Below are 20,956 nucleotides of genomic sequence, written 5' to 3' on the forward strand. Positions count from 1 at the left end.
CGGCCGGGCCGACCGCCCGGCGCTAGGGCGCGGAGACAGCCGGCCGGCTCAGACTGGTGCCGTCCCGGTTCAGAGCCGGGCGGCAACCTGCTTGCCGAGTGCGGCGAACTTGCTCTGCGGAATGACCGACGGGCCGGAGAGCACCACCAACCGCAGCTCCTGCTGGTACGGCACGGCGAAGGCCAGCACCCGGGCGCCGTCGACCGTGTACGCCACCGCGTCCGCCCCGACGCCGTCGACCCGGGTCGTCTTGGCCTGGCTGCCCTCGCCGATGGCGTCGATCGTCTCGGTCACGGTGTCGGCGCGGTCGGGGAACGCCGTCGCGACCAGCGACAGCGCCTCGCGGTTGCCGTCCTGGTAGGCGCAGGTGTAGCGGGTGGTCTCGTCCTCGACGGGCGGCGCTTCGGTGGCCTTGAGCTTGGTCTGGTCGGAGCCGCCCAGGGTCTTCACCACCGCATCGGCCGGAAGCAGTTCGCAGGCCGAGGTGATCTCTTTGAGCCGGGCCGGCGCGCTGGCGGTTGCCTTCGTGCCGGGCGAGGAGGCCGCGTCGACCGGACCGCCGAACGTGGCGGGTTCGCCGTCGCCACCGCAGCCGCTGGCGGAGAGCACGGCCAGCGCGGCGATGGTCAGCGAGACGGAACGGCGGGCATTCTTCGCGGAGGGCAACGGTTTCTCCTTACAAATTCATTGCGGTTGAGCGGACGTCTGGAAAGGCCGTGCCGGGATTCTGGCGACGCCGGCCTGCCCCATGTCGGCGTCCGGGGTGGAACGTAAGACTGGTTACCTGTGATGCGTGAGGAGTTGACGTTCCTGCTTCCATTTGCTAGGCAACGGTGTCGGCTCCGGGTGTGCCGGTCCGAGTGGCGAGCCTAGCCTCTGACCTGCTGATGCTGGGATGCGGTGGCCGACGGTGAGGGGTACTCGAAAGGTGGCGACCCGCTGCGGACGTCGGCGGTTTCGATTCGCGTCTCCGATTTCAAGCCGGGGAACACATTCGCAGCGAAATTGGGCCGGCTTTTGTTACATCGACTCGCCGTACGGCACGGCGGACATTTCTCACTGTTTCCGTCGGCCCCGGCCGCGGCTCGGTGCAGCAAGATCAATCTGTGTCCGACACGACCGCGTCACGCCGGACCCCCACCCCACCGGAGGTACAGCGCATGTCATCGAGGTTGTCCCGCCACAGCAGTCAGCCAGCCACCACCCGATCCGGCACGGCTGGTGCCGCCGCGTCAACGTCCGGACCCGACGCCGCCGTCAGCCAGCTCAAGCGCCGCCTCGCGGTGGCCGCCGCCCTGCTCGTCGGCGTACCAGGGGCGGTCGCGATGACCAGCGGGCCGGTCGCCGCCCAGCCCCTCCAGTCGCACTGCGGGACGGAGACCGGCAACAAGCCCGTCGAGGGCTTCATCAGCCACGACGAACTGCGGCGCAGCCTTGCGCAGATCGAGCAGACCAGCGGGGGCAAGGTCGCCGTCGACGTCGCCGGTCTGTCCAACCAGGGGCGGGAGATCTGGACCGCCCGGGTCGGCGAGGGCGACACCGTGGTCCTGATCCAGAGCCAGATCCACGGCAACGAGATGAACGGCACCGTCGCGCTGCTGGAGACGCTCAAGAAGCTGGGCGACAACTCCGCCCGCTCCGCGGAGATCCGCAAGGCCGTCACCGTGGTCGCCGTGCCGAGGCTCAACGCCGACGGCGGCGAGCTGGACACCCGGCAGAACGCGACGAGCTGGGACGATGTCGTCGCCGACTTCCCGCAGTTGGCGGGGGTCCAGCCGGCGTGGAACTACAACTCCCGGCTCGGCGGGTTCGACGTGAACCGCGACTTCAACCCGGACCTCGACTACGTTCCCCAGCCGGGCGACTTCCCCGGCAACAGCGCCTCGGTCGGCTGGTACGTGACCCCCGAGGCGCAGACCGTCCGCGAGGTCTACCGTGGCCTGGAGCGGGAGTTCGGCACCGTGGACGTCTTCGTCGACCTGCACAACCAGGCGCCCTGCTACACCGGTGAGGGGATGGACGACTTCACCACGCTCTCCATCTCGGGGCGTTTCATCACCGACCCGGCACAGCACGGCAACTGGCCCAAGTTCGACTACGACGCGTCCCGGCGGATCAACGTCGCCGCGTACGACGCCATGCAGGGCGGGGACTCGCCGCAGAGCAAGGTGACGCGCTATCCGCAGGACACGAACCTGCCCGGTACCGCACTGGGCTCGTTCGCCCTCCGGGGCAGCGCGACCATCCTGTTCGAGACACGGGGCCAGACCCAGTCCTGGAGCCAGAAGCAGAACGGCATGTTGAACAAGCAGATCGAGGTCGGGATGTTCGGCATCATCGACGCCGTCACCGACGGGACGCTGGCCGGCCTCGACCCGGCGCGCTACGAGTCGATTCCGGAGCGGATGAACGTCCCGCAGGACTGACGAGGCGGAGCTGACGACCGGAACGAACTGGCGTCCCGGCCTCTCGTGGGGGCGGCGCCGGACGTGGCTGGTCACCCGAGCGCGTCGAACGCTGGTGGACCGAGCTGCTCACCCGGGAACTGCTCGGCTAGAAGGCGCAGGCGATGACGAGTTCCGGGGTGCGGTCGGGGAGGAAGTCGAGCTTGCCGATCCGGCCCGCCGCCTTCAGGTCGCCGGCGATGCTGGCCAACTGCTCCAGCATCGCCGCCGGCCCGAGCGCCTCGGCCAGCGGCACCTCGGTGCGCATCGACACCTTTCGTTCCGACTTCGCCCGGCGTACCTGGGTCAGCGCCGCGCCGGCCAGCTCCAGCAGGTCCGGGTCGCCGTCGGCGGCCACCCGCTGGATCTCGTACGTCGTCGGCCACGGCGAGCGGTGCACCGAGCCGTACCGCCACCAGGACCAGACCTCCTCGGTGACGTACGGCAGGAACGGGGCGAACAGCCGCAGCAGCGTGGAGAGGGCGGCCGCCAGCGCGGCCCGGGCCGACTCGGCACCCGGACCCTCGCCGTAGGCCCGCTCCTTCACCAACTCGATGTAGTCGTCACAGAACCGCCAGAAGAACGCCTCGGTGACCTGCATCGCCTCGGTGTGGTCGTACCGGTCGAAGGCGGCGGTGGCGGTGGCGACCACAGTGGAGAGTCCGGCGAGCATCGACCGGTCCAACGGCTCGGTCGCCGGCGCCCGCAGGGCGTCGCCGGCACCGAGGCCGAGCGCGAACCTGGACGCGTTGAGCAGCTTGGTGGCGAGCCGCCGGCCGATCCGGATCTGGCCCGGGTCGAACGCCAGGTCGGTGCCGGGCCGCCCGTTCGCCGCCCAGTAGCGGACCGCGTCCGGGCCGTGCTCCTCCAGCAGCCCCATCGGAGTCTGCACGTTCCCCTTGGACTTGGACATCTTCTTGCGGTCCGGGTCGAGGATCCAGCCGGAGAGCACCGCGTCCCGCCAGGGCAGCACCCCGGCCTCCAGGTGCGCGCGCACGACGGTCGCGAACAACCAGGTACGGATGATCTCCTGCCCCTGCGGCCGCAGGTCCATCGGGAAGACCCGGGCGTACAGGTCGGGATCGTCGAGCCAGCCGCCGACGATCTGCGGGGTCAGCGACGAGGTGGCCCAGGTGTCCATCACGTCCGGGTCGGCCATGAAACCGCCCGGCCGGCCGCGCTGCGACTCGGTGTATCCGGCCGGGGTGTCGGAGGTCGGGTCGACGGGCAGCACGGCCTCGTCCGGCGTGAGAGGCTGGTCGTAATCCGGCTCGCCAGCGTCGTCGAGCCGGTACCAGACCGGGAACGGCACGCCGAAATAGCGCTGCCGGCTGATCAGCCAGTCCCCGGTCAGCCCGCTCACCCAGTGCTCGTAGCGGTGCCGCATGTGGGCCGGTACCCAGTTCAGCTCGTGTCCACGATCGAGCAGTGCGGCCCGCAGTTCGGCGTCCCGACCACCGTTGCGCAGATACCACTGCCGGGTGGAGATGATCTCCAGCGGGCTGTCGCCCTTCTCGTAGAACTTCACCGGATGCGTGACCGGCCTCGGCTCGCCGACCAGGTCGCCGGAGGCGGCCAGCAGCTCGACCATCCGCCGCCGGGCCGCGTTGACCTTCAGGCCGGCGAGTCCGGCGTACGGGTCCGGGTCGACCCCTAGCGGTGGCTCGGGCAGCAGCCGGCCGTCCCGGCCGATCACCACCCGGGTCGGCAGCCGCAACTCCCGCCACCAGGTCACGTCGGCCAGGTCACCGAAGGTGCAGGTCATCACCAGACCGGTGCCCTTGGCCGGATCCGCCAGCGGGTGGGCGTAGACGGTCACCTCGGTGCCGAACAGCGGGGTGCGGACGGTGCCGCCGACCAGGTCGGCGTACCGCTCGTCGTCGGGGTGGCAGACCAGCGCCACGCAGGCCGGCAGCAGCTCGGGGCGGGTGGTCTCGATGTGGACGTACGGGTCGTCGCGGCCGGGGCCGGGACCGATCGGGGTACCGGCGCTGCCCGGCCCGGACGCCAGCACCTCGAACCGGATCCGGTGGTACGCCCCCGGCCGCTCCCGGTCCTCCAGCTCCGCCTGGGCCACCGCCGTGCCGAAGCCGACGTCCCAGAGCGCGGGCGCCTCGGCGGAGTACGCCTCACCCCTGGCCAGGTTCCGCAGGAACGCCCGCTGCGCGGTGGCCCGGGCGGTCGGGCCGATCGTGGTGTACGTCAGCGACCAGTCCACCGACAGCCCGAGGCGCCGCCACAGCTCCTCGTAGACCTGCTCGTCCTCGGCGGTCAGTGTGGCGCACAGCTCCACGAAGTTGCGCCGTGAGATCGCCACCGGGTTCTTCCGGGCCTCCTCGCCGACCGGCCGCCCGGGCGGCTGCCACTGCGGGTCGTACGGCAGGCTCGGGTCACAGGCGACGCCGTAGACGTTCTGCACCCGGCGCTCGGTGGGCAGGCCGTTGTCGTCCCAGCCCATCGGATAGAAGACCGTCCGGCCGCGCATCCGCTGGAACCGGGCCACCGTGTCGGTGTGGGTGTACGAGAAGACGTGCCCCATGTGCAGTTCGCCGGATACGGTCGGCGGGGGAGTGTCGATCGCGTACACGTCCGACCGGCTCTTCGTCCGGTCGAAGGCGTACGTCCCCTCCTCCTGCCACCGGCGGGCCCACTTCTCGGCCAGCCCGTCCAGGCTCGGCCGCTCCGGGACGCCGGTGCGCTGGTGCCGCTCCGTATCCGTCATCTGGCCGATGGTACGGGAGACGGCCGGCCGGACGACCGGGATTTCCACACCGCCGGCCCGCTGCCGGACTGTTATTCCGCGGCCCCGCCGGACAGTGCCCCGGCCGGCTCGCCCGGCGGTGATTCCGCCGGCCACTCCCCGGACACGAACGACCGGACCAGGGCGGCGTGCGACAGCGGGGTGCCCAGGTCGGCGACGTCGGCGTTGGTGGTGTAGTCCAGCAGCACCAGATCCCGGTCGGCGGAGAGCCGACGCAGCTCGGCGACCAGGTCGGCCGCGGGATGCTCCAGCACCCACCGGTACGCCGGCAGGTAGATCAGGCGCCGGGCCTCCGCGTAGCCCAGCAGTCGGTCGCCGGTCAGCCCGGCCCGGTGCCCCCGCACCGGCCCGTAGCGGCGCACCGTCCGCTTCAGGCCCTTCATCGTGGTCACGCCGAGCCGGCCCGGATCGACGTCGGCACCGGCGAAGACCTTGAGCGCCTGCCAGATCCCCTCCACGGACTCGCCGGAAACGCCGGGCGAGAACGGCACCGGGATGCCGCCGTGCGGATAGAACGGGCTCAGCCGCACCCAGGGGTCGGGCCCGCGCGAGGTCACGTCGAGCACCACCGCGCCTGGCGCCGCCGCCTCGATGGTCGCGGCGGAGCGCCGCCGGCTCAGCACCCGTATCGCCATGGACTCTCCCCGCGGCCGATGGCACGCCGCCGCCCCGACGTGACCACGAACTCTGGTCGCCCCGCATCCTGCCGCCCGGGTACGACATCCCGCCCTGCCGCCGATCCGCCGGCTACCGTGGACGCCGTGATTCCCGACGCGCTGGCCCGCAACGTACGGCAGGTGTGGGGGTCGGACGGCGACCGCTGGCTCGCCGAACTGCCCCGGGTGCTCGCCGAGGTGGCCGCCGACTGGGAGTTGACCGTCGGCGAGCCGTACGACCTGTCGTTCCACTACGTCACCGGGGTGACCTGTGCCGACGGCCGGCCGGCGGTGCTGAAGCTGGGTGTACCGAGCGGGGAGTCGCTGCGTACCGAGGCACCGGCGCTGGCCGCGTTCGCCGGCCGGGGCGCCGTACGCCTGCTCCGCGCCGACCTCGACCGGGGTGCCCTGCTGCTGGAGCGGGCCGAGCCCGGCTGGCGGCTGCGTGACCTGGTGCCCGGCCGGGACGCCGAGGCGACCTCGGTGGCGGCGGAGGTGCTGCGCCGGCTCGCCGTACCGCCGCCGGCCGACTGCCCGCTGCCCGACCTTTCGACCTATGGCGCCGGCTTCGACGAGTACCTGGCGGTGCACGGCGACGGCGGGCCGCTGCCGGCCGACCTCGTCGCCCGAGCCGGCGGCCTGATGCGCGAGCTGTGCGCCTCGGCGACCGGACGGGTGGTGCTGCACGGCGACCTGCACCACGACAACATCCTGCGCGCGGAGCGCGAACCGTGGCTCGCCATCGACCCGCACGGGCTGGTCGGCGATCCCGGGTTCGAGGTCGGCGCGCTGCTCTACAACCCCGAGCCGGACGACCGGGACCCGGCGTTGACCGCCCTGGTGCCGGCCCGGGTCGAACAGCTCGCCGACCTGCTGGCGATGCCGGTGGACCGGGTGGTCGGCTGGGGCTTCGTCATGGCGGTGCTCTCGGACGTCTGGACGGCCGAGGAGTGGAAACCGGGCGACCCGTCGCCGGCCAGCCGGGCCCTGGACGTCGCCCGCCTACTGCTGCCCCGGCTGAGCTGAGCACGTTGCTGTCCCGGCTGAGCTGAGCACGTTGCTGTCCCGGCTGAGCCGGTACGGCGTCAGCGGCGCAGGGTGAGGCGGAACTCGCAACCGTCGCCGTCGGGTCCCGGTGAGCGCAGCGTGAGGTCGCCGCCGTGCGCCAGTGCGATCTGCCGGGCGATCGCCAGGCCGAGACCGGTGCCGGGGACATCCCGCCGGCCACGCCAGAAACGCTGGAAGACGTGCTCCTGCTCGTCGGCCGGGACGCCCGGGCCGTGGTCGGTGACCAGTACGGCCACTTCGGAGTCGGTGACCTCGACGTCGACCCGTACCGTCGAGCCGGCCGGGGCGTACCGGATCGCGTTGTCGACGAGGTTGGTGACGGCACGCCGTACCGTCGGTTCGTCCACCGCACAGCTCGCGTCCGGCGGCCCGCCGACGGAGAGCCGGATCCCCCGCTTCGCGGCCAGTACGCCGGCGTCCTCCAGTACCCGGCCGACGATGGCGGTCAGGTCGGCCGGCTGCCGGTCGAGGACGCGGGCCCGGCCGCGGGCATCCACCAGGAGTTCGTCGAGAGTCGCCCGCAGCCGTACCGCCGCGGTCCGGGACCGTTCGAGTCCCTTCCGGTACACCTCGACGGTGGGCTCTGGATGGGTGAGCAGCACCTCGGCATTGGTGACCAGGACGGCCAGCGGGATGCGCAGCTCGTGGCTGGTCTCCTCGATGAGCTGCCGCTGGGTGTCGGCGGCCCGCTCCAGCCGGTCGAGCATCGCGTCGAAGCTCGCGGCGAGCGACACCAGCTCGGTCGGGCCCCGGTCGAGCCCGGTACGCCGGCTCAGGTCCGCTCCCTCGATCTCCTCGACGACCCGCCGGATCCGGTCGATCGGGCCGACCGCCCGGCCGGCCCACCACCAGGCCAGTCCGGCGGCGACCGGGGCGAGGGCGAGAACCGTCCAGGTGACCCAGCCGGACCGGTCGGTGGTGGTGTGCTCGACGGGTTCCGCACCGATCAGCGCCTGCGTCGTCGTCTCGGTGTCGGTCACCAGGGTCACGCCGAACAGCAGCAGGACCGGTACGTAACTGGCCAGGAAGCCGAGCACCGCGAGGCGTACCCGCAGCGAGCGCCAGCCGCGGCTCACGACGGTTCCGCCAGCTGGTAACCGACGCCGGTGATGGTGACGATCGGCGCCGGCTCGCCGAGTTTCCGGCGCAACCGGCTGAGGATCACCCGGACCGACGAGGTGAACGGGTTGGCGTGCGCGTCCCAGACGTGTTCCAGCAGCTCCTCGGCGGAGAGCACCCGGCCGGGATGGTGCATGAAGTAGCGCAGCAGCGAGAACTCCCGGGCGGTCAGCCCGATTTCGGTGCCGGCCCGCCACGCCCGGTGCGCGGCCAGGTCCAGGGTCAGGTCGCCGACCCGCAGCGTCGAGTTGGGTAGGTCGCCCCGGCGCCCGAGCGCCCGCAGCCGGGCGACCAGTTCGGCGAAGTGGAACGGCTTCACCAGGTAGTCGTCCGCACCCGCGTCGAGCCCGGCTACCCGGTCCGTCACGGAGTCCCGGGCGGTCAACACCAGGCAGCGCCGGGGCCGGTGCAGCTCCGGATCCCGGCCGAGCCGCCGGACGAGGTCGAGCCCGTCCCCGTCCGGCAGCCCCAGGTCGAGACAGGCGACGTCGTAGCCGGTGATCCGGAGCAGCTCCTCGGCGTCGGCGTAGCTGGTCGCCAGGTCGACCGCGTACGACTCGTTGCGCAGGCCGAGGGCGACCACCTCGGCGAGATCGGGGTCGTCCTCGACCAGCAGGATGCGCATGGCGTGGCTCCTCGGAGCGGGACCGGGGCCGGTCAGCCGGCCAGCTTGGCGACGTACGGGCCGTCCGGTCCGGTGACGGTCAGCCGGCCCGCGGCGAACTCGACGACCACCTCCAGGCCGCTGCCGGTCGGGTCGTCGGGACGGTAGCGGCCGGCACCGGCCGAGGTGAGGGTGAGGGTCGGCGGTCCGGTGTCCACCTCGGCGGCCTCGACCCCGCCCTCCTGGTTGACCGCGAACCACCCGAGGACCGTCCGGGAGTCAGTGGTGACGGAGACATAGCTGTGCAGCTCGCCGTCCCGGACGACGGTGCCGCCGGGAGTGATGCCGGTGATCCGCCCGAACGCGGCCTCCAGTGCCTTGCGTTCCTTGCGGCCCTCCTGAGTCTTCCCGTCGAGTAGCCCCAGCACCCGCTCCTCGTGCCGCCGCAGCTCGTCGGCGGAGACGCCGCGCGGCGGGAAGAGCGCGGCAACGGCGTCGGCACCGCTCGCGGAGATCGAGGTCTGGTTGCCGGCGGCGGTCACCTCGAACCCACCTCCCGTCTCCAGCCGGTACTTCCCGACGGTAGCGGCCGGGGCGGTGCCGCCGGGGGGCGGGCTGGGTGTCGGCAGCGGAGCGCCGGCGAGCAGGGCCGGGCCCACCTTTTCGAGCAGCTTCTCGGCGCTCACCTCGGGCCGGTTGGACGCCATCGCGATCACCCGCTCGCCCTCGGGTACCCACACCACCACGGCGTTGTGGCCGATGTCGCCACCCCCACCCGCGGTGGTTAGGAACGGCTTGCCGTACGCGGAGGCGCCGTACGCCACCCAGCCGGGCGTCTCCGACCGGCCCTTGCCCAGGTCGTACCCCGGGGTGCCGATCGCCTGCACCGACGCGGCCGAGACGAGCCGGCCGGTGAAGAGCGCGTGGGTCCAGGCCGCCAGGTCCCGAGTGGTCATCGCCAGCCCGCCGTTGCCGTCGACCGCCCAGTGCGGTCCGGAGAACTCTCCCGACTCACCGGTCTGGCCGCCGTCGAGCCGGCCGACGGCGCGAGGACCCGGCGCGGCCGGCTGGCCGTCCCAGAATCCGCCGGCGACCCGGCCGTCGGGCAGCGGCAGGATCTCCGCCATGGTGTAGTCCCGGTAGCTCCGGCCGGAGACCTTCTCGATCACGAGGGCCAGCAGGGTGTAGCCGGCGTTCGAGTAGGCGTAACCGGTGCCCGGCGCGAACGCCAGCTTCAGGCCGCCGATCGCCGACAGCGCGCCGGCCCGGTCCAGCGGCTTGTGGTCGGTGCCGTGCGTGCCGTTCAGCCCACTGGTGTGCAGCAGGAGTTGCCGGACGGTCACCCCGGCCACCGGACCGGTCAGCTCCGGCAGGATGCTGCCGACCCGGTCGTCGAGCGCCAGCTTGCGGTCGTCCGCCAGTCGGAACACGGTGGCGGCGGTGAACGCCTTGGTGACCGAGCCGATGCTGAAGACGGTATCGACCGTGTTCGGGGTGCCGGCGGCCTCGTCCGCCGATCCGTAGCTGGCCAGGCAGTCGAAGCGCCCACCGGTCGAAATCGCGATCGAGCCGCTGAACCCGGCCCGAGCCCATGCGCCGAAGGCGGCGTCGATGCGGCCGTCGCAGCGGGCACCGGTGGCAGCCGGAGAACCCGGCTCGAACTCCGGCGGACCGCTCTTGGCAGTGCAGGCGGCCAGCGACACCGCGATCATCGCCACCGCGATGAACCTGAAGTGCTTGGTCATGGGCCGAAGCTAGGAGTACCGGTGCGAACCTGAGGTAAACGAGGTGGCCGGGATCGCCCCGCCACAGCGGGACCGCCCGGCCGGCGGTCGGGAGATCCGCGGCGGTCAGCGTCGGACCGTGGCGTCCGCCGGACTGCGATGGGCCGGGTCGGAGGCTCACTGGAGCAGCGAGTCGCGCCACTGTCGGTGCAGGGCGGCGTACCGGCCGCCTCGGGCGATCAGCAGCTCCGGCGGACCGTCCTCGACCACCCGGCCGCCGTCCAGCACCAGCACCCGGTCCGCGATTTCCACTGTGGACAACCGGTGGGCGATGACGATCGCGGTCCGGTCGGCGAGGATGGTCCGCAGGGCCCGCTGCACCAGCCGCTCGCTCGGGATGTCCAGCGACGAGGTGGCCTCGTCCAGGATCAGCACCGCCGGGTCGGCGAGGAACGCCCGGGCGAACGCGACGAGCTGCCGCTGCCCGGCGGAGAGCCGGCCGCCGCGCCGGTGCACGTCGGTTGCGTACCCGGCGGGCAGCGCGGCGATGAAGTCGTGCGCGCCGATCGCGTCGGCCGCCGCGACCACGTCCTCGTCGTCCGCACCCGGCCGGCCGAACCGGATGTTGTCCGCCACCGATCCGGCGAAGAGATGGTTTTCCTGAGTGACCATGACGACCGTCCGGCGCAGGTCGGCGTCGGCCACGTCGCGCAGGTCGACGCCGTCCAGGGTGACGGTGCCCCGGGTCGGGTCGTAGAACCGGGCGACCAGCTTCGCCACCGTCGACTTCCCGGCCCCGGTCGCGCCGACCAGCGCCACCGTCTGGCCGGCCGGGATCGACAGGCTCAGCTCCGGCAGGACCGGGGTGTCGGCGCGGTAGCCGAAGGTCACCGTGTCCAGTTCGACCGCACCCCGGACCGGGCCGGTCGGCAACGGGCGGGGAGCGGCCGGTTCCGGTACGCCGGGCCGCTCGTCGAGCACCCCGGCCAGCTTCTCCAGCGCTGCCGTGGCGGACTGGAGCGCGTTGTAGAACTGGCTCAACTCCTGCATCGGCTCGAAGAACCGGCGAAGGTAGAGCAGGAACGCGGCGAGTACGCCGATCTCGGCCTGCCCGCCCAGCACCCGCATGCCGCCGTACGCCAGCACCACCGCGATGGTCACGTTGCCGATCACCTTGATCGCCGGTGAGTAGGTGGCGATCAGCCGGAACGCCCGCAGGTTCGCCCGCCGGTGGTCGTCGTTGACGGTGGCGAAGATCTGCTGGTTGCGCGGCTCCCGCCGGAACGCCTGCACCGCCCGGATCCCGCCGAGCGACTCGACGAAGTGGACGATCACCAGCGCGACCGTCTCCCGGGTACGCCGGTAGGCGGACGCGGAGGCGCGGGCGAACCAGCGGGACAGCCAGAGCAGGAACGGGAAGGCGAGCAGGGTCACCGCGGCCAGCGGCAGGTCCAGCCAGAGCAGGACGCCGGCCACCGAGACGATGGAGAGCACGGCGAGCACCAGGTCGTCGATGCCGCCGTCGACCAGCTCGGCGATCGAGTCCATGTCACTGGTCAGCCGGGCCACCAGCCGGCCCGAGGTGTAGCGCTCGTGGAAGCTGACCGACAGCCGCAGGAAGTGGTCGTACACCCGGCGGCGCAGGTCGAGCAGGATGGCCTGGCCGATCCGGGTGGAGAGGGTGAGGAAGCCGCGCTTGCCGGCGTACTCGGCTCCGGCGGCCAGCCCGAACGCGGTCGCCACCGCGACGAGCGGACCGGGGTCGCCGGCCCGGAGCGGCCCGATCGCCCGGTCGATACCGAGCATCACCAGGTACGGCCCGGCCATCCCGGCCGCGTTCTGGAGCAGCAGCAGGGCCACCGCCACGCCGATCAACCTGCGGTGCGGCCGGATCAGCGAGCCGAGCAGGACCCGGCTGCGGCTGCGGAGCCTGGCGATGCCCTGCGCGGTGCCGGTCTCGGCGGCGGTCCGGTCCGCCTCCGGGTCGGCGGCGATGCCCCGCCACCGGGCCAGGTCCGGGGTGGTGGCCGTCGTCGGGTCGTCGGCGGACTCCGCCGCCGCGCCGTCGACCGGACCGGCTGCCGTCATGACCTGACGAGTCCCAGGTCGTCGCTGTCCTCGGCAGCCTCGGTGCGGCGGCTGTCGCGGGCCGCCTCGGCGGGGCCGGTGTCCTCGGCGGGGCCGGTGTCCTCGGCGGAGAGCACCGCCCGGTACGCGGGCACCTCGCGCAGCAGTTCGGCGTGGGTACCGACGGCGGTGATCCGGCCGTCGGCGAGCAGTGCCACCCGGTCGGCGAGGGCGACGGTCGAGGGCCGGTGCACCACCACCAGTGCGGTGGTGTCCCGGAGCACCCGGGCCAACGCCCGCTCGACCAGCGCCTCGGTGTGTACGTCCAGCGCCGACAGCGGATCGTCGAGCACCAGCACCCCGGGCCGGCTGAGTACCGCCCGGGCCAGGGCCAGCCGTTGCCGTTGCCCGCCGGAGAGGGAGAGCCCCTGCTCGCCGATCCGGGTGTCCAGCCCCCACGGCAGGTCGTACACGAAGTCGGCCTGGGCCACGGCGAGCGCGGCGCGTACCTCGTCGTCGCCCGCGTCGGCCCCGCCCAGGGTGAGGTTCTCCCGGACGGACATCGAGAAGAGCGTGGGCTCCTCGAACGCGATCCCGACCCGGCTGCGCAGCGAGTCGAGCCGGATGTCCCGGATGTCCCGGCCGTCCAGGGTGACCTGGCCGGCGGTGACGTCGTAGAGGCGCGGTACCAGTGACAGCAGGCTGGTCTTGCCGCAGCCGGTGGCGCCGACGATGGCCAGCGTCTCGCCGGGCTGGACCGCCAGGTCGACACCGCGCAGCACCGGAGGCCCCTCTGGATAGCCGAACCACACCCCGTCGAAGCGGAGCGCGCCGCCCCGACCGGCGCCGTCCGGCCCGGCCAGCGCCACCGCGTCCGGCCGGTCGACGACGGTCGGCGGGGTGTCCAGCACCTCGTAGATCCGGTCGGCGGCGGTCATCGCCTCCTGGGCGTTGGCGATGATCCAGGCGAGCGACTCGATCGGCCAGATCAGCATCAGTTGCAGGCTGACGAAGGCGACCAGTCCGCCGATGGTCAGCGAACCCTCCGCGACGGCGACCGCACCAGCCACCAGCACCGCCGCCAGGGTCAGGTTGGGAATCAGGTCGAACTGTGCGGAGGTACGGGCGAGCAGCCGGCCCTTGCCGGTCGCGGTGTCGTGCAGCGTACGGCTGCCGGCCGCGAACCGCCGGGTCATCTCCGGGCGCCGGCCGAACGCCTTGACCGTGCGGATGCCCTGCGCGGACTCCTCGATCAGGGTGGCCAGGTCGCCCTGCTCGTCCTGGAGCCGCCGGGCCGCCAGCAGGTAGGCCCGGGTGAACCGGCGACTCGCCAGGAACAGCGGCACCGCGCCGGCCGCCACCAGCAGCCCGAGGCCCGGGTGCAAGGTGATCAGCAGTGTCACCACGGCGAGGTAGGTGGTGACGTTCACGACGAGGAAGAGCAGCCCGAAGGAGAGGAAGCGCCGGATCACCGAGAGGTCGCTGGTGACCCGGGACAGCAACTGGCCGGACTGCCAGCGGTCGTGGAAGCCGATGTGCAGCCGTTGCAGGTGGGCGTAGATCTCGTCCCGGATGGTGGCCTCCATCCCGACCGCCGAGGAGGACTGGGCCCACCGCCGGATGAAGATCAACGCCGCTTCGGCGAGCCCGAGCAGCAGCGCCAGCCCGCCGAGCCGGAGCAGGCCGCCGGGGTCGCGGTGCGCGATCGGGCCGTCCACCGCCCGTTGCACGACCAGCGGTACGGCGATGCTCGCCCCGGTCGCCGCGAACGCCGCGAGCAGCAGCCAGACCAGTTGCACCCGGTACGGGCGGAGGTAGCGCCGCAGCCGCCAGAGGTTGCGGGGCAACGGATTGCCGGGCAGCCGGAGCCGGCGCCGCAACGGTGGCTCAGTGGTGCGCTGCGACGGTTGGTCGGTGGTGTGCCGCGGCGGCGGGTCGGCGGTGCGCTGCGACGGCTGCCCCCTCCGGCGAAGCCCCAGCCGGGCGGGCAGCCGGAAGCCCGGCCGGCCCCGGACCGTGGGCTCGTCGTCACGATCCGGCGCCATGCCATGACGTTAATGGCAAATCCAGCTTCCGGATGAGTCGTGTTGTTGTCACCTGGCGTCGCCGGAACGGGTCCGGCGGGCACCGGTCGGCGGATCGGCGCTGGTCGACGGCTCAGGTGGCGCCCCGCTGCAAAGCGGCGCTCGCGACACACCTGCCGGGTGCGGTGCGCCGCCCGGTCGGTGCTGATCGGCGGCTCAGTGCTGGTGGGCGTACCGGCGGCGTCGCTCCGCCAGCCGCTCGGCCTGCACCCGGAGGCGTTCGGGGTCGAACCCGGCGGGCGGCGGTGCGGCCAGCACCAGTGTGCGGAGCAGTTCGGCGTACCGCGCGGCGAGCCGGGAGCGGGCCGCGTCGACCCGGTCCGGCTCCGCCGACGGCATCTCCTCCGATGCCAGGCCGTGCGGCCGGGACCGGCACGGTCCCTGATCGGTGGCCGTCAGTATATTCCGCCGCGACACCCGCATCCGGATGTCGCGGCGGTCGAGCCGGCCTGCTCGGAAACCCTCCGGCTGGCTTCCTTGCGGACGTCCGCCGAGCGCTCGGGCTGACCTGCTGGAGGGACTGCCAGCCGCCTTCTAAGGGACGTCCGCCCGGCGCTCGTGCGCGAGCAGCCAGGTCTTCACCGGCAGCCCCCACCGGAAGCCGCCGAGCCCGCCGTCGGTGCGCAGCACCCGGTGACACGGTACGAAGAGCGCCGCCGCGTTCCGGGCGCAGGCCATCGCCGCGGCCCGGACCGCCCGGGGCCGGCCGGAGAGCTCGGCGAATTCGGTGTAGGTGATCGGCTCGCCCGGCTTGACCTGTCGCAACGTGTTCCAGGCGTGGGCCATGAACTCGCCGTCGGTGTGCTGCACGACCGGTACCGCGTCGATCGCGGTCAGGTCCCCGTCCAAATAGGACCGCACGGCCGCGCTGACCGGGCCGAGTTCGGACCGCTCCCGGACCTCCCGACGCAGTCGGGGGTGCACCAGGCCGAGCAGGTTGGCGCTGTCCGTGGTGAAGCCGGCGGCGTGCACCACGCCCTCCAGGTCGGTGAGGACGGTCAGTGGTCCGGCCGGCGTCTCGATCCGGCCGCTGTACATCTCGTTCACTCTGCTCTCCATAGTCTGATCACCGCGTACGAGCGCCAGGGCCGCCAGCGGCCGGCGTACGCGTCGAGGCTCAACGGGTCGTCGGGGAGGCCGAGCGCCGCGGCGCCCCGGCGTACCCCGAGGTCGGTGGGGAGGAAGACGTCCGGGTCGCCGATCGCCCGCATCGCGACGTAGCCGGCGGTCCAGGCGCCGATGCCGGGCAGCGCGGTCAGCCGGTCGACCAGTTCGGCCCGGTCCGCGCCGGGGTCCAGGTCCAGGTCGCCGGCGGCGACCGCCTCGGCCAGCGCCCGGATCGTCGCCCGCCGGGCGGCCGGCATGCCGAACGCGGAGTCCGGCAGCGCCAGCACCTCCTCGGCGGTCGGAAACGCGCGCAGTCCGGCGGGTCCGGCTGCCTCGGCGGTCGATCCCGCCGGCCCGGCGGTCGATCCCGCCGGCTTGACAGCCGAGTCCGTGGGGACGGCGGTCGGGTCGAGCCGGTCCACCCGGCCGGGCGGGTCAGCGTCCCGGGCCGGGGCGGTCGGCGCGTCGGTGTCGACGGCGGCGGCGAGCCGGGCCAGCACGGTACGCGCCCCGGCGACCGAGACCTGCTGGCCGACGATCGCCCGGACGGCCATCTCGAAGCCGTCCACCGCACGCGGCACCCGGATGCCGGGCTCCTTCGCCACCGCCTCGGCGAACGCCGGATCCGCGCCGAGCACCCCGTCCACCGCCTCCGGGTCGGCGTCCAGGTCGAAGAGGCGGCGGCAGCGGGCCACCGCCGGGGCCAGGTCACGGACGTCGGCGAGCCGGAGGGTGGCGGCGACGTACCCGGGCATCGGGGTCATGGCGATCTCGGCCGGCCCGTTCGGCAGCCGCAGGCCGCGGCGGTACGACCCGGCCTCGACCTCCTCGATCCCCGGTACCGCCCGCAGGGCGAGAAAGTCCAGCAGCGCGTCGGCGTGCAGCGGTGCCCGGTAGGCGAGCCGCAGTGCGATCGTCCCCGGTGTGCCGTTCGAGCCGCCGGGGACCGCCGACGCCGTCGGACCGGAGACGCCGCCCCCGACCGTCGTCCCGGAAGCGCGGCGGGAGCCGGTACCGGCCGAGCGGCGGGCGGCGTCGCGCAGTTGGGACGGTGCCACCGCATACACCTCGCGGATCGTGTCGTTGAACTGCCGTACGCTGCCGAAGCCGGCGGCGAAGGCGATCTCGGCCAGCCCGAGGTCGGTCGTCTCGACCAGGATCCGGGCGGTCTGCGCCCGCTGGGCCCGGGCCAGGGCGAGCGGCCCGGCGCCGACCTCCGCGACCAGCATCCGGTGCAGGTGCCGTTCGGTGTAGCCGAGCCGGCCGGCCAGCCCCGGCACCCCCGCCCGGTCGACCACACCGTCGGCGATCAGTCGCATCGCCCGTCCGACGATGTCGGCCCGGACGTTCCACTCCGGCGATCCGGGGGCGGCGTCCGGCCGGCAGCGCCGGCAGGCGCGCAGCCCGGCGCGCTGGGCGGCGGCGGCCGACGGATAGAACCGGACGTTCTGCCGTTTCGGGGTCGTCGCCGGGCAGGACGGCCGGCAGTAGATGCCGGTGGTGGTGATGCCGGTGTAGAACCAGCCGTCGAACCGCTGGTCCCGGCTGTCGACCGCCCGATAGCACCGTTCGAAGTCCAGTTCCATGCCTTCGATGGTGCCGCGTGCCGGGCTCGTTGACTCGCGGGAATCGGACCTGGCCGTGCGTACCCGACCGCCTGGTGGCCGAGGTCACCGTCCGGAGCGGCCGGCGCGCTCCGGCCGGTCGGTCAGCGGTGGCCCGGCCGCCGGGTCTCGCCCGTCGCGGTACCGGTCCGGGAGCGTCCGTAGACTTCATCCCGGGCCGGGCCGGTGGACCACACCGGGTCGCCGGAGGCTACGAGAGAGGCAGTCGCGTTCGCATGACTTCACTGACCATCGGCATCGTCGGCCTGCCCAACGTCGGCAAGAGCACCCTGTTCAACGCGCTGACCAAGAACGACGTACTCGCCGCGAACTACCCGTTCGCCACCATCGAGCCGAACGTCGGGGTGGTCGGCCTGCCGGACGAGCGGCTGGACAAGCTCGCCGAGATTCACGGTTCGCAGAAGATCATCCCCGCGCCGGTCTCCTTCGTCGACATCGCCGGCCTGGTCCGGGGCGCGTCGAAGGGCCAGGGCCGGGGCAACGCCTTCCTGGCCAACATCCGGGACGCCGCCGCGATCTGCCAGGTCGTCCGGGTCTTCTCCGACCCCAACGTGGTGCACGTCGACGGCAAGGTCTCGCCCGGCGACGACATCGAGACGATCAACACCGAGCTGATCCTGGCCGACCTCCAGACCATCGAGAAGGCCCTGCCCCGGCTGGAGAAGGAGGCGAAGGTCCGCAAGGACCGGGCCGCCGCCGTCACCGCCGCGAAGAAGGCAGCCGAGCTGCTCGACACCGGAGTCACCCTCTACGCGGGCGCGGCCAACGCCGGGATCGAGGTGGCCGAGCTGCGCGAGCTGCACCTGCTGACCACCAAGCCCTTCCTGTACGTCTTCAACGTCGACGAGGCGGAACTCAACAACGCCGACCTGCTCGACGAGCTGCGACTGCTGGTCGCACCGGCCGAGGCGATCTTCATGGACGCCAAGGTCGAGTCGGAGCTGACCGACCTGCCTCCGGACGAGGCGCGGGAACTGCTGGAGTCGATCGGGCAGTCCGAGCCCGGTCTCGACCAGCTCATCCGGGTCGGCTTCCGCACCCTGGGGTTGCAGACGTATTTGACCGCCGGGCCGAAGGAGGCCCGGGCCTGGACCGTCCCGATCGGGGCGACCGCGCCGGAGGCGGCCGGTGTGATCCACTCCGACTTCCAGCGCGGCTTCATCAAGGCCGAGATCGTCTCGTACGACGACCTGGTCGCCACCGGCTCGATGGCAGCCGCCAAGGCCGCCGGCCGGGTCCGGATCGAGGGCAAGGACTACGTCATGCAGGACGGCGACGTGGTGGAGTTCCGCTTCAACGTCTGACTGCGGTCGGGCTCGACTCAGCCGGCCTGCGCGGCCAGGCTCGCCGCGATGGTGTCGGCGACCGGCGTCGTCGGGCGGCCGATGAGTCGGGACAGGTCACCGGGCGTGCCGGCGAGCCGACCCCGGCTGATCGCCTCGTCCACCTCCACCAGTATGTCGGCGAAGGGGGCGGGGACACCGGCGCTGGTCAGGATCGCCGCCCGCTCCGGGCCGGGCAGGGAGGTGTGCACGACCGTCCGGCCGCTGCGCCGGGACACCTCCTCGGCGAACTCCTCGAAGGTCCACGCGGTGTCGCCACTCAGCTCGTACGCCTTGCCCAGGTGCCCCTCCTCGCGCAACACGACAGCCGCGGCGGCGGCGTAGTCCGCCCGGGTGGCGGTGGCGATCCGGCTGCCCGGGGTGACGTTGGTGACGATGGCACCCCGGGTCAGGATCCCCGGCAGCTCGTTGACGGCGTACATCTCGGAGTACCAGTTGTTCCGCAGGAACGTGTACGGCAGGCCGGAGTCGAGGATGAGCTGCTCGGTCTCCCGGTGCTCGGTGGCGAGCTGAAAGTCGGCCCGGGGGCCGCCGAACACCCCGGTGTAGGCCAACTGGGCGACGCCGGTGACCCGGGCCGCCTCGATCACCGCGGCGTGCTGGGGGATGCGCCTGCCGACCTCGCTGCCGGAGATCAGCAGTACCCGGTCGTCGGGCTGGAAGGCCCGGGTGAAGGTGTCCGGCTCGTCGTAGTCGGCGACGTGCAGCCCGACGCCCAGGGTCACCAGCTCGGCCGCCCGTTCCTTGCTCCGGGCGACGGCGGTGATCCCGTCCGCCGGCACGCCCCCCGCGAGCAGGTCGGCGATGATCAGGCGGCCGAGCTGGCCGGTCGCCCCGGTGATGACGATGCTCATCTGAGTGCTTCTTCCAGTCGTCTGGCGGCGCAGGTGCACGCCGCACGTCCTGCACTCACTGTAGGAGTGGTATGGGATCTGGTGACAGTACCCACTTCAGAGTAAGGTAGTGACGTGAGCGTAACCGAGAATTCGCCCCCCTCCGGTCGGGTTCCGTCCGGATCGGGCGGCACGGCGCCCGACGTCAACCGGGTGGACTGCCCGTCCCGGGGGGTGCTCGAACACGTCACCAGCCGTTGGGGCGTGCTGGTGCTGGCCGCGCTGCTGCACCGGTCGTACCGGTTCAGCGAGCTGCGCCGCCAGGTCGGCGGGGTGAGCGAGAAGATGCTGGCGCAGACCCTCCAGACCCTGGAGCGGGACGGCTTCGTGCACCGCGCCGCCAAACCGGTGATCCCGCCCCGGGTGGACTACTCGCTGACCCCGACCGGACGGGAGGTCGCGCAGCAGGTGTCGGCGCTGGCCCGCTGGGTCGAGGGCCGGCTGGACGACGTCCTCACCGCCCGGAAGGCGTACGACGCGACACGGGAAGCCTGAGCGTCGGCGGGTCCGTCCCGGGTGCGTCCTCCGCCGGCGACCGGCCGGACAGCAGCCGGTCGATGGTCACGAGATGTAGTGCAGGATCACGTTGTGTACGTGGTGACTCTTCTGGTCGCCACGGAACTCCACCTCGTAGGTGTGGGTGCCGACGTTGATCGCGATGGCGCCGGTGGAGAAGAACGAACCACCCCAGGACTTGTTGCTCACCACGCTCACGCTGGTGATCTTCGAGTACGGGATGCTGGTGATCGCGAACTTCTTGCCGACGAACGACTTGTCCTGGATGATCACGCGTCGGTCGGTCAGCCCGATGAACCCGGTGCCCGTGCCGATGGCGTCGTAGACGGCGATGACCTGTTCCCCGTCGAGCAGACCGCTCTCGATCTGCTTGAGCTGCTCACGACGGTCATAGGTGACGTTGGCCATGATCCGAGGGTAGGAGGGGCCCGCCACCACCGCACCGCGCCGTTGGTTGCCGCGTCCGAGGAGGACAGGCCGGGCCTCGGCCGGTCAGTTCGGAGCGGTCACCGCGCGGTAGACGTCCTCGATCCGGGCGGCGAGGGTGACCTCACCCTCGGTGATCTCGCTGTCGTCGCGGGGACCGATCCTGATCTGGGTGTGCCCGTCCAGCCGCCGGACCTCCGGGCGGAGATGCAGCGCGTCCGCGATGACCTTTATCCGCTCGGTGAGGGCCGCGTGCTGGGTGTCGTCGAGGATGAGGGTCCGCTTGATCTGCTGTCCCTCGCGGGTCCAGTCGCCCAGTAGGGTGAGTGCGTCGCTCAGGTAGTCGCGGTCCATCCGGCCACCCCACAGAGCACGCATCGCCAAACCTCCCAGGCGTCGTTGCCGGCTTGTGGCCAAATCGTCGCCATCCCGTGTCTCGGTCGGTGCTCCCTAGTCTGTCGCTGGCCGGCTGGTGTGTCCACGTCCACCCTTCCGTCTTCTATTGGCCGGTGGGTCCGG

Annotated in this window: 18 protein-coding genes; 4 read left to right on the plus strand and 14 right to left on the minus strand. The window is 72.4% G+C overall.

Annotated features, from left to right (window positions below):
* Window positions 1-69: 69 nt before the first annotated feature.
* Window positions 70-666 carry a hypothetical protein gene (locus AAH979_RS24170; protein ID WP_346260399.1) on the minus strand — a complete coding sequence of 199 codons (597 nt, stop codon included), beginning with the start codon at window positions 664-666 and terminating at the stop codon, window positions 70-72.
* A 494-nt stretch (window positions 667-1,160) separates the two neighbouring features.
* On the opposite strand from AAH979_RS24170, the gene AAH979_RS24175 reads away from it, so the two are divergent.
* Window positions 1,161-2,426, plus strand: coding sequence for a M14 family zinc carboxypeptidase (locus AAH979_RS24175; protein WP_346260400.1), 1,266 nt, complete (start codon window positions 1,161-1,163; stop codon window positions 2,424-2,426).
* Window positions 2,427-2,553: 127 nt separating this feature from the next.
* On the opposite strand, the gene valS is transcribed toward AAH979_RS24175, so the two are convergent.
* Both valS and AAH979_RS24185 read right to left on the minus strand, forming a co-directional pair.
* Window positions 2,554-5,166 (minus strand): valine--tRNA ligase, encoded by a 2,613-nt coding sequence (gene valS, locus AAH979_RS24180; protein WP_346260401.1) that lies wholly within the window; start codon window positions 5,164-5,166, stop codon window positions 2,554-2,556.
* A 71-nt stretch (window positions 5,167-5,237) separates the two neighbouring features.
* Complete coding sequence (locus AAH979_RS24185; RefSeq protein ID WP_346260402.1) at window positions 5,238-5,840, minus strand: hypothetical protein; 603 nt, start codon at window positions 5,838-5,840, stop codon at window positions 5,238-5,240.
* A gap of 126 nt (window positions 5,841-5,966) precedes the next feature.
* Between AAH979_RS24185 and AAH979_RS24190 the strand changes: the two genes are divergently transcribed.
* On the plus strand, window positions 5,967-6,887 hold the full coding sequence (locus tag AAH979_RS24190) for an aminoglycoside phosphotransferase family protein (protein WP_346260403.1): 921 nt from the start codon (window positions 5,967-5,969) through the stop codon (window positions 6,885-6,887).
* 59 nt (window positions 6,888-6,946) lie between these two features.
* On the opposite strand, the gene AAH979_RS24195 is transcribed toward AAH979_RS24190, so the two are convergent.
* The 8 genes from AAH979_RS24195 to AAH979_RS24230 form a co-directional block, all read right to left on the minus strand.
* On the minus strand, window positions 6,947-8,005 hold the full coding sequence (locus AAH979_RS24195; RefSeq protein ID WP_346260404.1) for an ATP-binding protein: 1,059 nt from the start codon (window positions 8,003-8,005) through the stop codon (window positions 6,947-6,949).
* Complete coding sequence (locus AAH979_RS24200) at window positions 8,002-8,673, minus strand: response regulator transcription factor (RefSeq protein WP_346260405.1); 672 nt, start codon at window positions 8,671-8,673, stop codon at window positions 8,002-8,004. Before AAH979_RS24200 ends, AAH979_RS24195 begins: the two co-directional genes overlap by 4 nt.
* Window positions 8,674-8,705: 32 nt before the next feature.
* Window positions 8,706-10,397, minus strand: a complete 1,692-nt coding sequence (locus tag AAH979_RS24205; RefSeq protein WP_346260406.1) for a serine hydrolase domain-containing protein — start codon at window positions 10,395-10,397, stop codon at window positions 8,706-8,708.
* A gap of 156 nt (window positions 10,398-10,553) precedes the next feature.
* Entirely contained in the window at window positions 10,554-12,464 is a 1,911-nt protein-coding gene (locus AAH979_RS24210; protein WP_346260407.1) for an ABC transporter ATP-binding protein, read from the minus strand.
* Complete coding sequence (locus tag AAH979_RS24215; protein ID WP_346260408.1) at window positions 12,461-14,488, minus strand: ABC transporter ATP-binding protein; 2,028 nt, start codon at window positions 14,486-14,488, stop codon at window positions 12,461-12,463. Before AAH979_RS24215 ends, AAH979_RS24210 begins: the two co-directional genes overlap by 4 nt.
* A 195-nt stretch (window positions 14,489-14,683) precedes the next feature.
* Window positions 14,684-14,866 (minus strand): hypothetical protein, encoded by a 183-nt coding sequence (locus tag AAH979_RS24220; RefSeq protein ID WP_346260409.1) that lies wholly within the window; start codon window positions 14,864-14,866, stop codon window positions 14,684-14,686.
* A gap of 195 nt (window positions 14,867-15,061) precedes the next feature.
* Complete coding sequence (locus AAH979_RS24225) at window positions 15,062-15,565, minus strand: methylated-DNA--[protein]-cysteine S-methyltransferase (RefSeq protein WP_346260430.1); 504 nt, start codon at window positions 15,563-15,565, stop codon at window positions 15,062-15,064.
* Between the two features lie 5 nt (window positions 15,566-15,570).
* Window positions 15,571-17,220, minus strand: coding sequence for an AlkA N-terminal domain-containing protein (locus AAH979_RS24230; RefSeq protein ID WP_346260410.1), 1,650 nt, complete (start codon window positions 17,218-17,220; stop codon window positions 15,571-15,573).
* Between the two features lie 254 nt (window positions 17,221-17,474).
* Here AAH979_RS24230 and ychF point away from each other — a divergent pair, with 254 nt between their 5' ends.
* On the plus strand, window positions 17,475-18,563 hold the full coding sequence (gene ychF / locus AAH979_RS24235; RefSeq protein WP_346260411.1) for a redox-regulated ATPase YchF: 1,089 nt from the start codon (window positions 17,475-17,477) through the stop codon (window positions 18,561-18,563).
* A gap of 17 nt (window positions 18,564-18,580) precedes the next feature.
* On the opposite strand, the gene AAH979_RS24240 is transcribed toward ychF, so the two are convergent.
* Window positions 18,581-19,456, minus strand: coding sequence for an SDR family oxidoreductase (locus tag AAH979_RS24240; protein ID WP_346260412.1), 876 nt, complete (start codon window positions 19,454-19,456; stop codon window positions 18,581-18,583).
* 114 nt (window positions 19,457-19,570) lie between these two features.
* Between AAH979_RS24240 and AAH979_RS24245 the strand changes: the two genes are divergently transcribed.
* A complete protein-coding gene (locus AAH979_RS24245) occupies window positions 19,571-19,990 on the plus strand; it encodes a helix-turn-helix domain-containing protein (protein ID WP_346260413.1) in 420 nt (139 codons plus the stop codon).
* Between the two features lie 66 nt (window positions 19,991-20,056).
* Here the strand turns inward: AAH979_RS24245 and AAH979_RS24250 are convergent, their stop codons facing one another.
* On the minus strand, window positions 20,057-20,419 hold the full coding sequence (locus tag AAH979_RS24250) for a PH domain-containing protein (protein WP_346260414.1): 363 nt from the start codon (window positions 20,417-20,419) through the stop codon (window positions 20,057-20,059).
* Between the two features lie 84 nt (window positions 20,420-20,503).
* Entirely contained in the window at window positions 20,504-20,815 is a 312-nt protein-coding gene (locus tag AAH979_RS24255) for a 4a-hydroxytetrahydrobiopterin dehydratase (protein ID WP_346260415.1), read from the minus strand.
* Window positions 20,816-20,956 lie beyond the last annotated feature (141 nt).

The sequence above is a fragment of the Plantactinospora sp. ZYX-F-223 genome (assembly GCF_039649625.1).
Classification (GTDB): domain Bacteria; phylum Actinomycetota; class Actinomycetes; order Mycobacteriales; family Micromonosporaceae; genus Plantactinospora.

Excerpts from the sequence above, each read along its gene's own strand:
- AAH979_RS24250 (WP_346260414.1), bottom strand. The coding sequence starts at position 20,419 with ATGGCCAACGTCACCTATGACCGTCGTGAGCAGCTCAAGCAGATCGAG.
- AAH979_RS24205 (WP_346260406.1), bottom strand. The coding sequence starts at position 10,397 with ATGACCAAGCACTTCAGGTTCATCGCGGTGGCGATGATCGCGGTGTCG.
- AAH979_RS24210 (WP_346260407.1), bottom strand. The coding sequence starts at position 12,464 with ATGACGGCAGCCGGTCCGGTCGACGGCGCGGCGGCGGAGTCCGCCGAC.
- AAH979_RS24185 (WP_346260402.1), bottom strand. The coding sequence starts at position 5,840 with ATGGCGATACGGGTGCTGAGCCGGCGGCGCTCCGCCGCGACCATCGAG.
- AAH979_RS24220 (WP_346260409.1), bottom strand. The coding sequence starts at position 14,866 with ATGCCGTCGGCGGAGCCGGACCGGGTCGACGCGGCCCGCTCCCGGCTC.
- valS (WP_346260401.1), bottom strand. The coding sequence starts at position 5,166 with ATGACGGATACGGAGCGGCACCAGCGCACCGGCGTCCCGGAGCGGCCG.
- AAH979_RS24175 (WP_346260400.1), top strand. The coding sequence starts at position 1,161 with ATGTCATCGAGGTTGTCCCGCCACAGCAGTCAGCCAGCCACCACCCGA.
- AAH979_RS24200 (WP_346260405.1), bottom strand. The coding sequence starts at position 8,673 with ATGCGCATCCTGCTGGTCGAGGACGACCCCGATCTCGCCGAGGTGGTC.
- AAH979_RS24230 (WP_346260410.1), bottom strand. The coding sequence starts at position 17,220 with ATGGAACTGGACTTCGAACGGTGCTATCGGGCGGTCGACAGCCGGGAC.
- AAH979_RS24225 (WP_346260430.1), bottom strand. The coding sequence starts at position 15,565 with ATGTACAGCGGCCGGATCGAGACGCCGGCCGGACCACTGACCGTCCTC.
- AAH979_RS24215 (WP_346260408.1), bottom strand. The coding sequence starts at position 14,488 with ATGGCGCCGGATCGTGACGACGAGCCCACGGTCCGGGGCCGGCCGGGC.
- AAH979_RS24240 (WP_346260412.1), bottom strand. The coding sequence starts at position 19,456 with ATGAGCATCGTCATCACCGGGGCGACCGGCCAGCTCGGCCGCCTGATC.
- ychF (WP_346260411.1), top strand. The coding sequence starts at position 17,475 with ATGACTTCACTGACCATCGGCATCGTCGGCCTGCCCAACGTCGGCAAG.
- AAH979_RS24255 (WP_346260415.1), bottom strand. The coding sequence starts at position 20,815 with ATGCGTGCTCTGTGGGGTGGCCGGATGGACCGCGACTACCTGAGCGAC.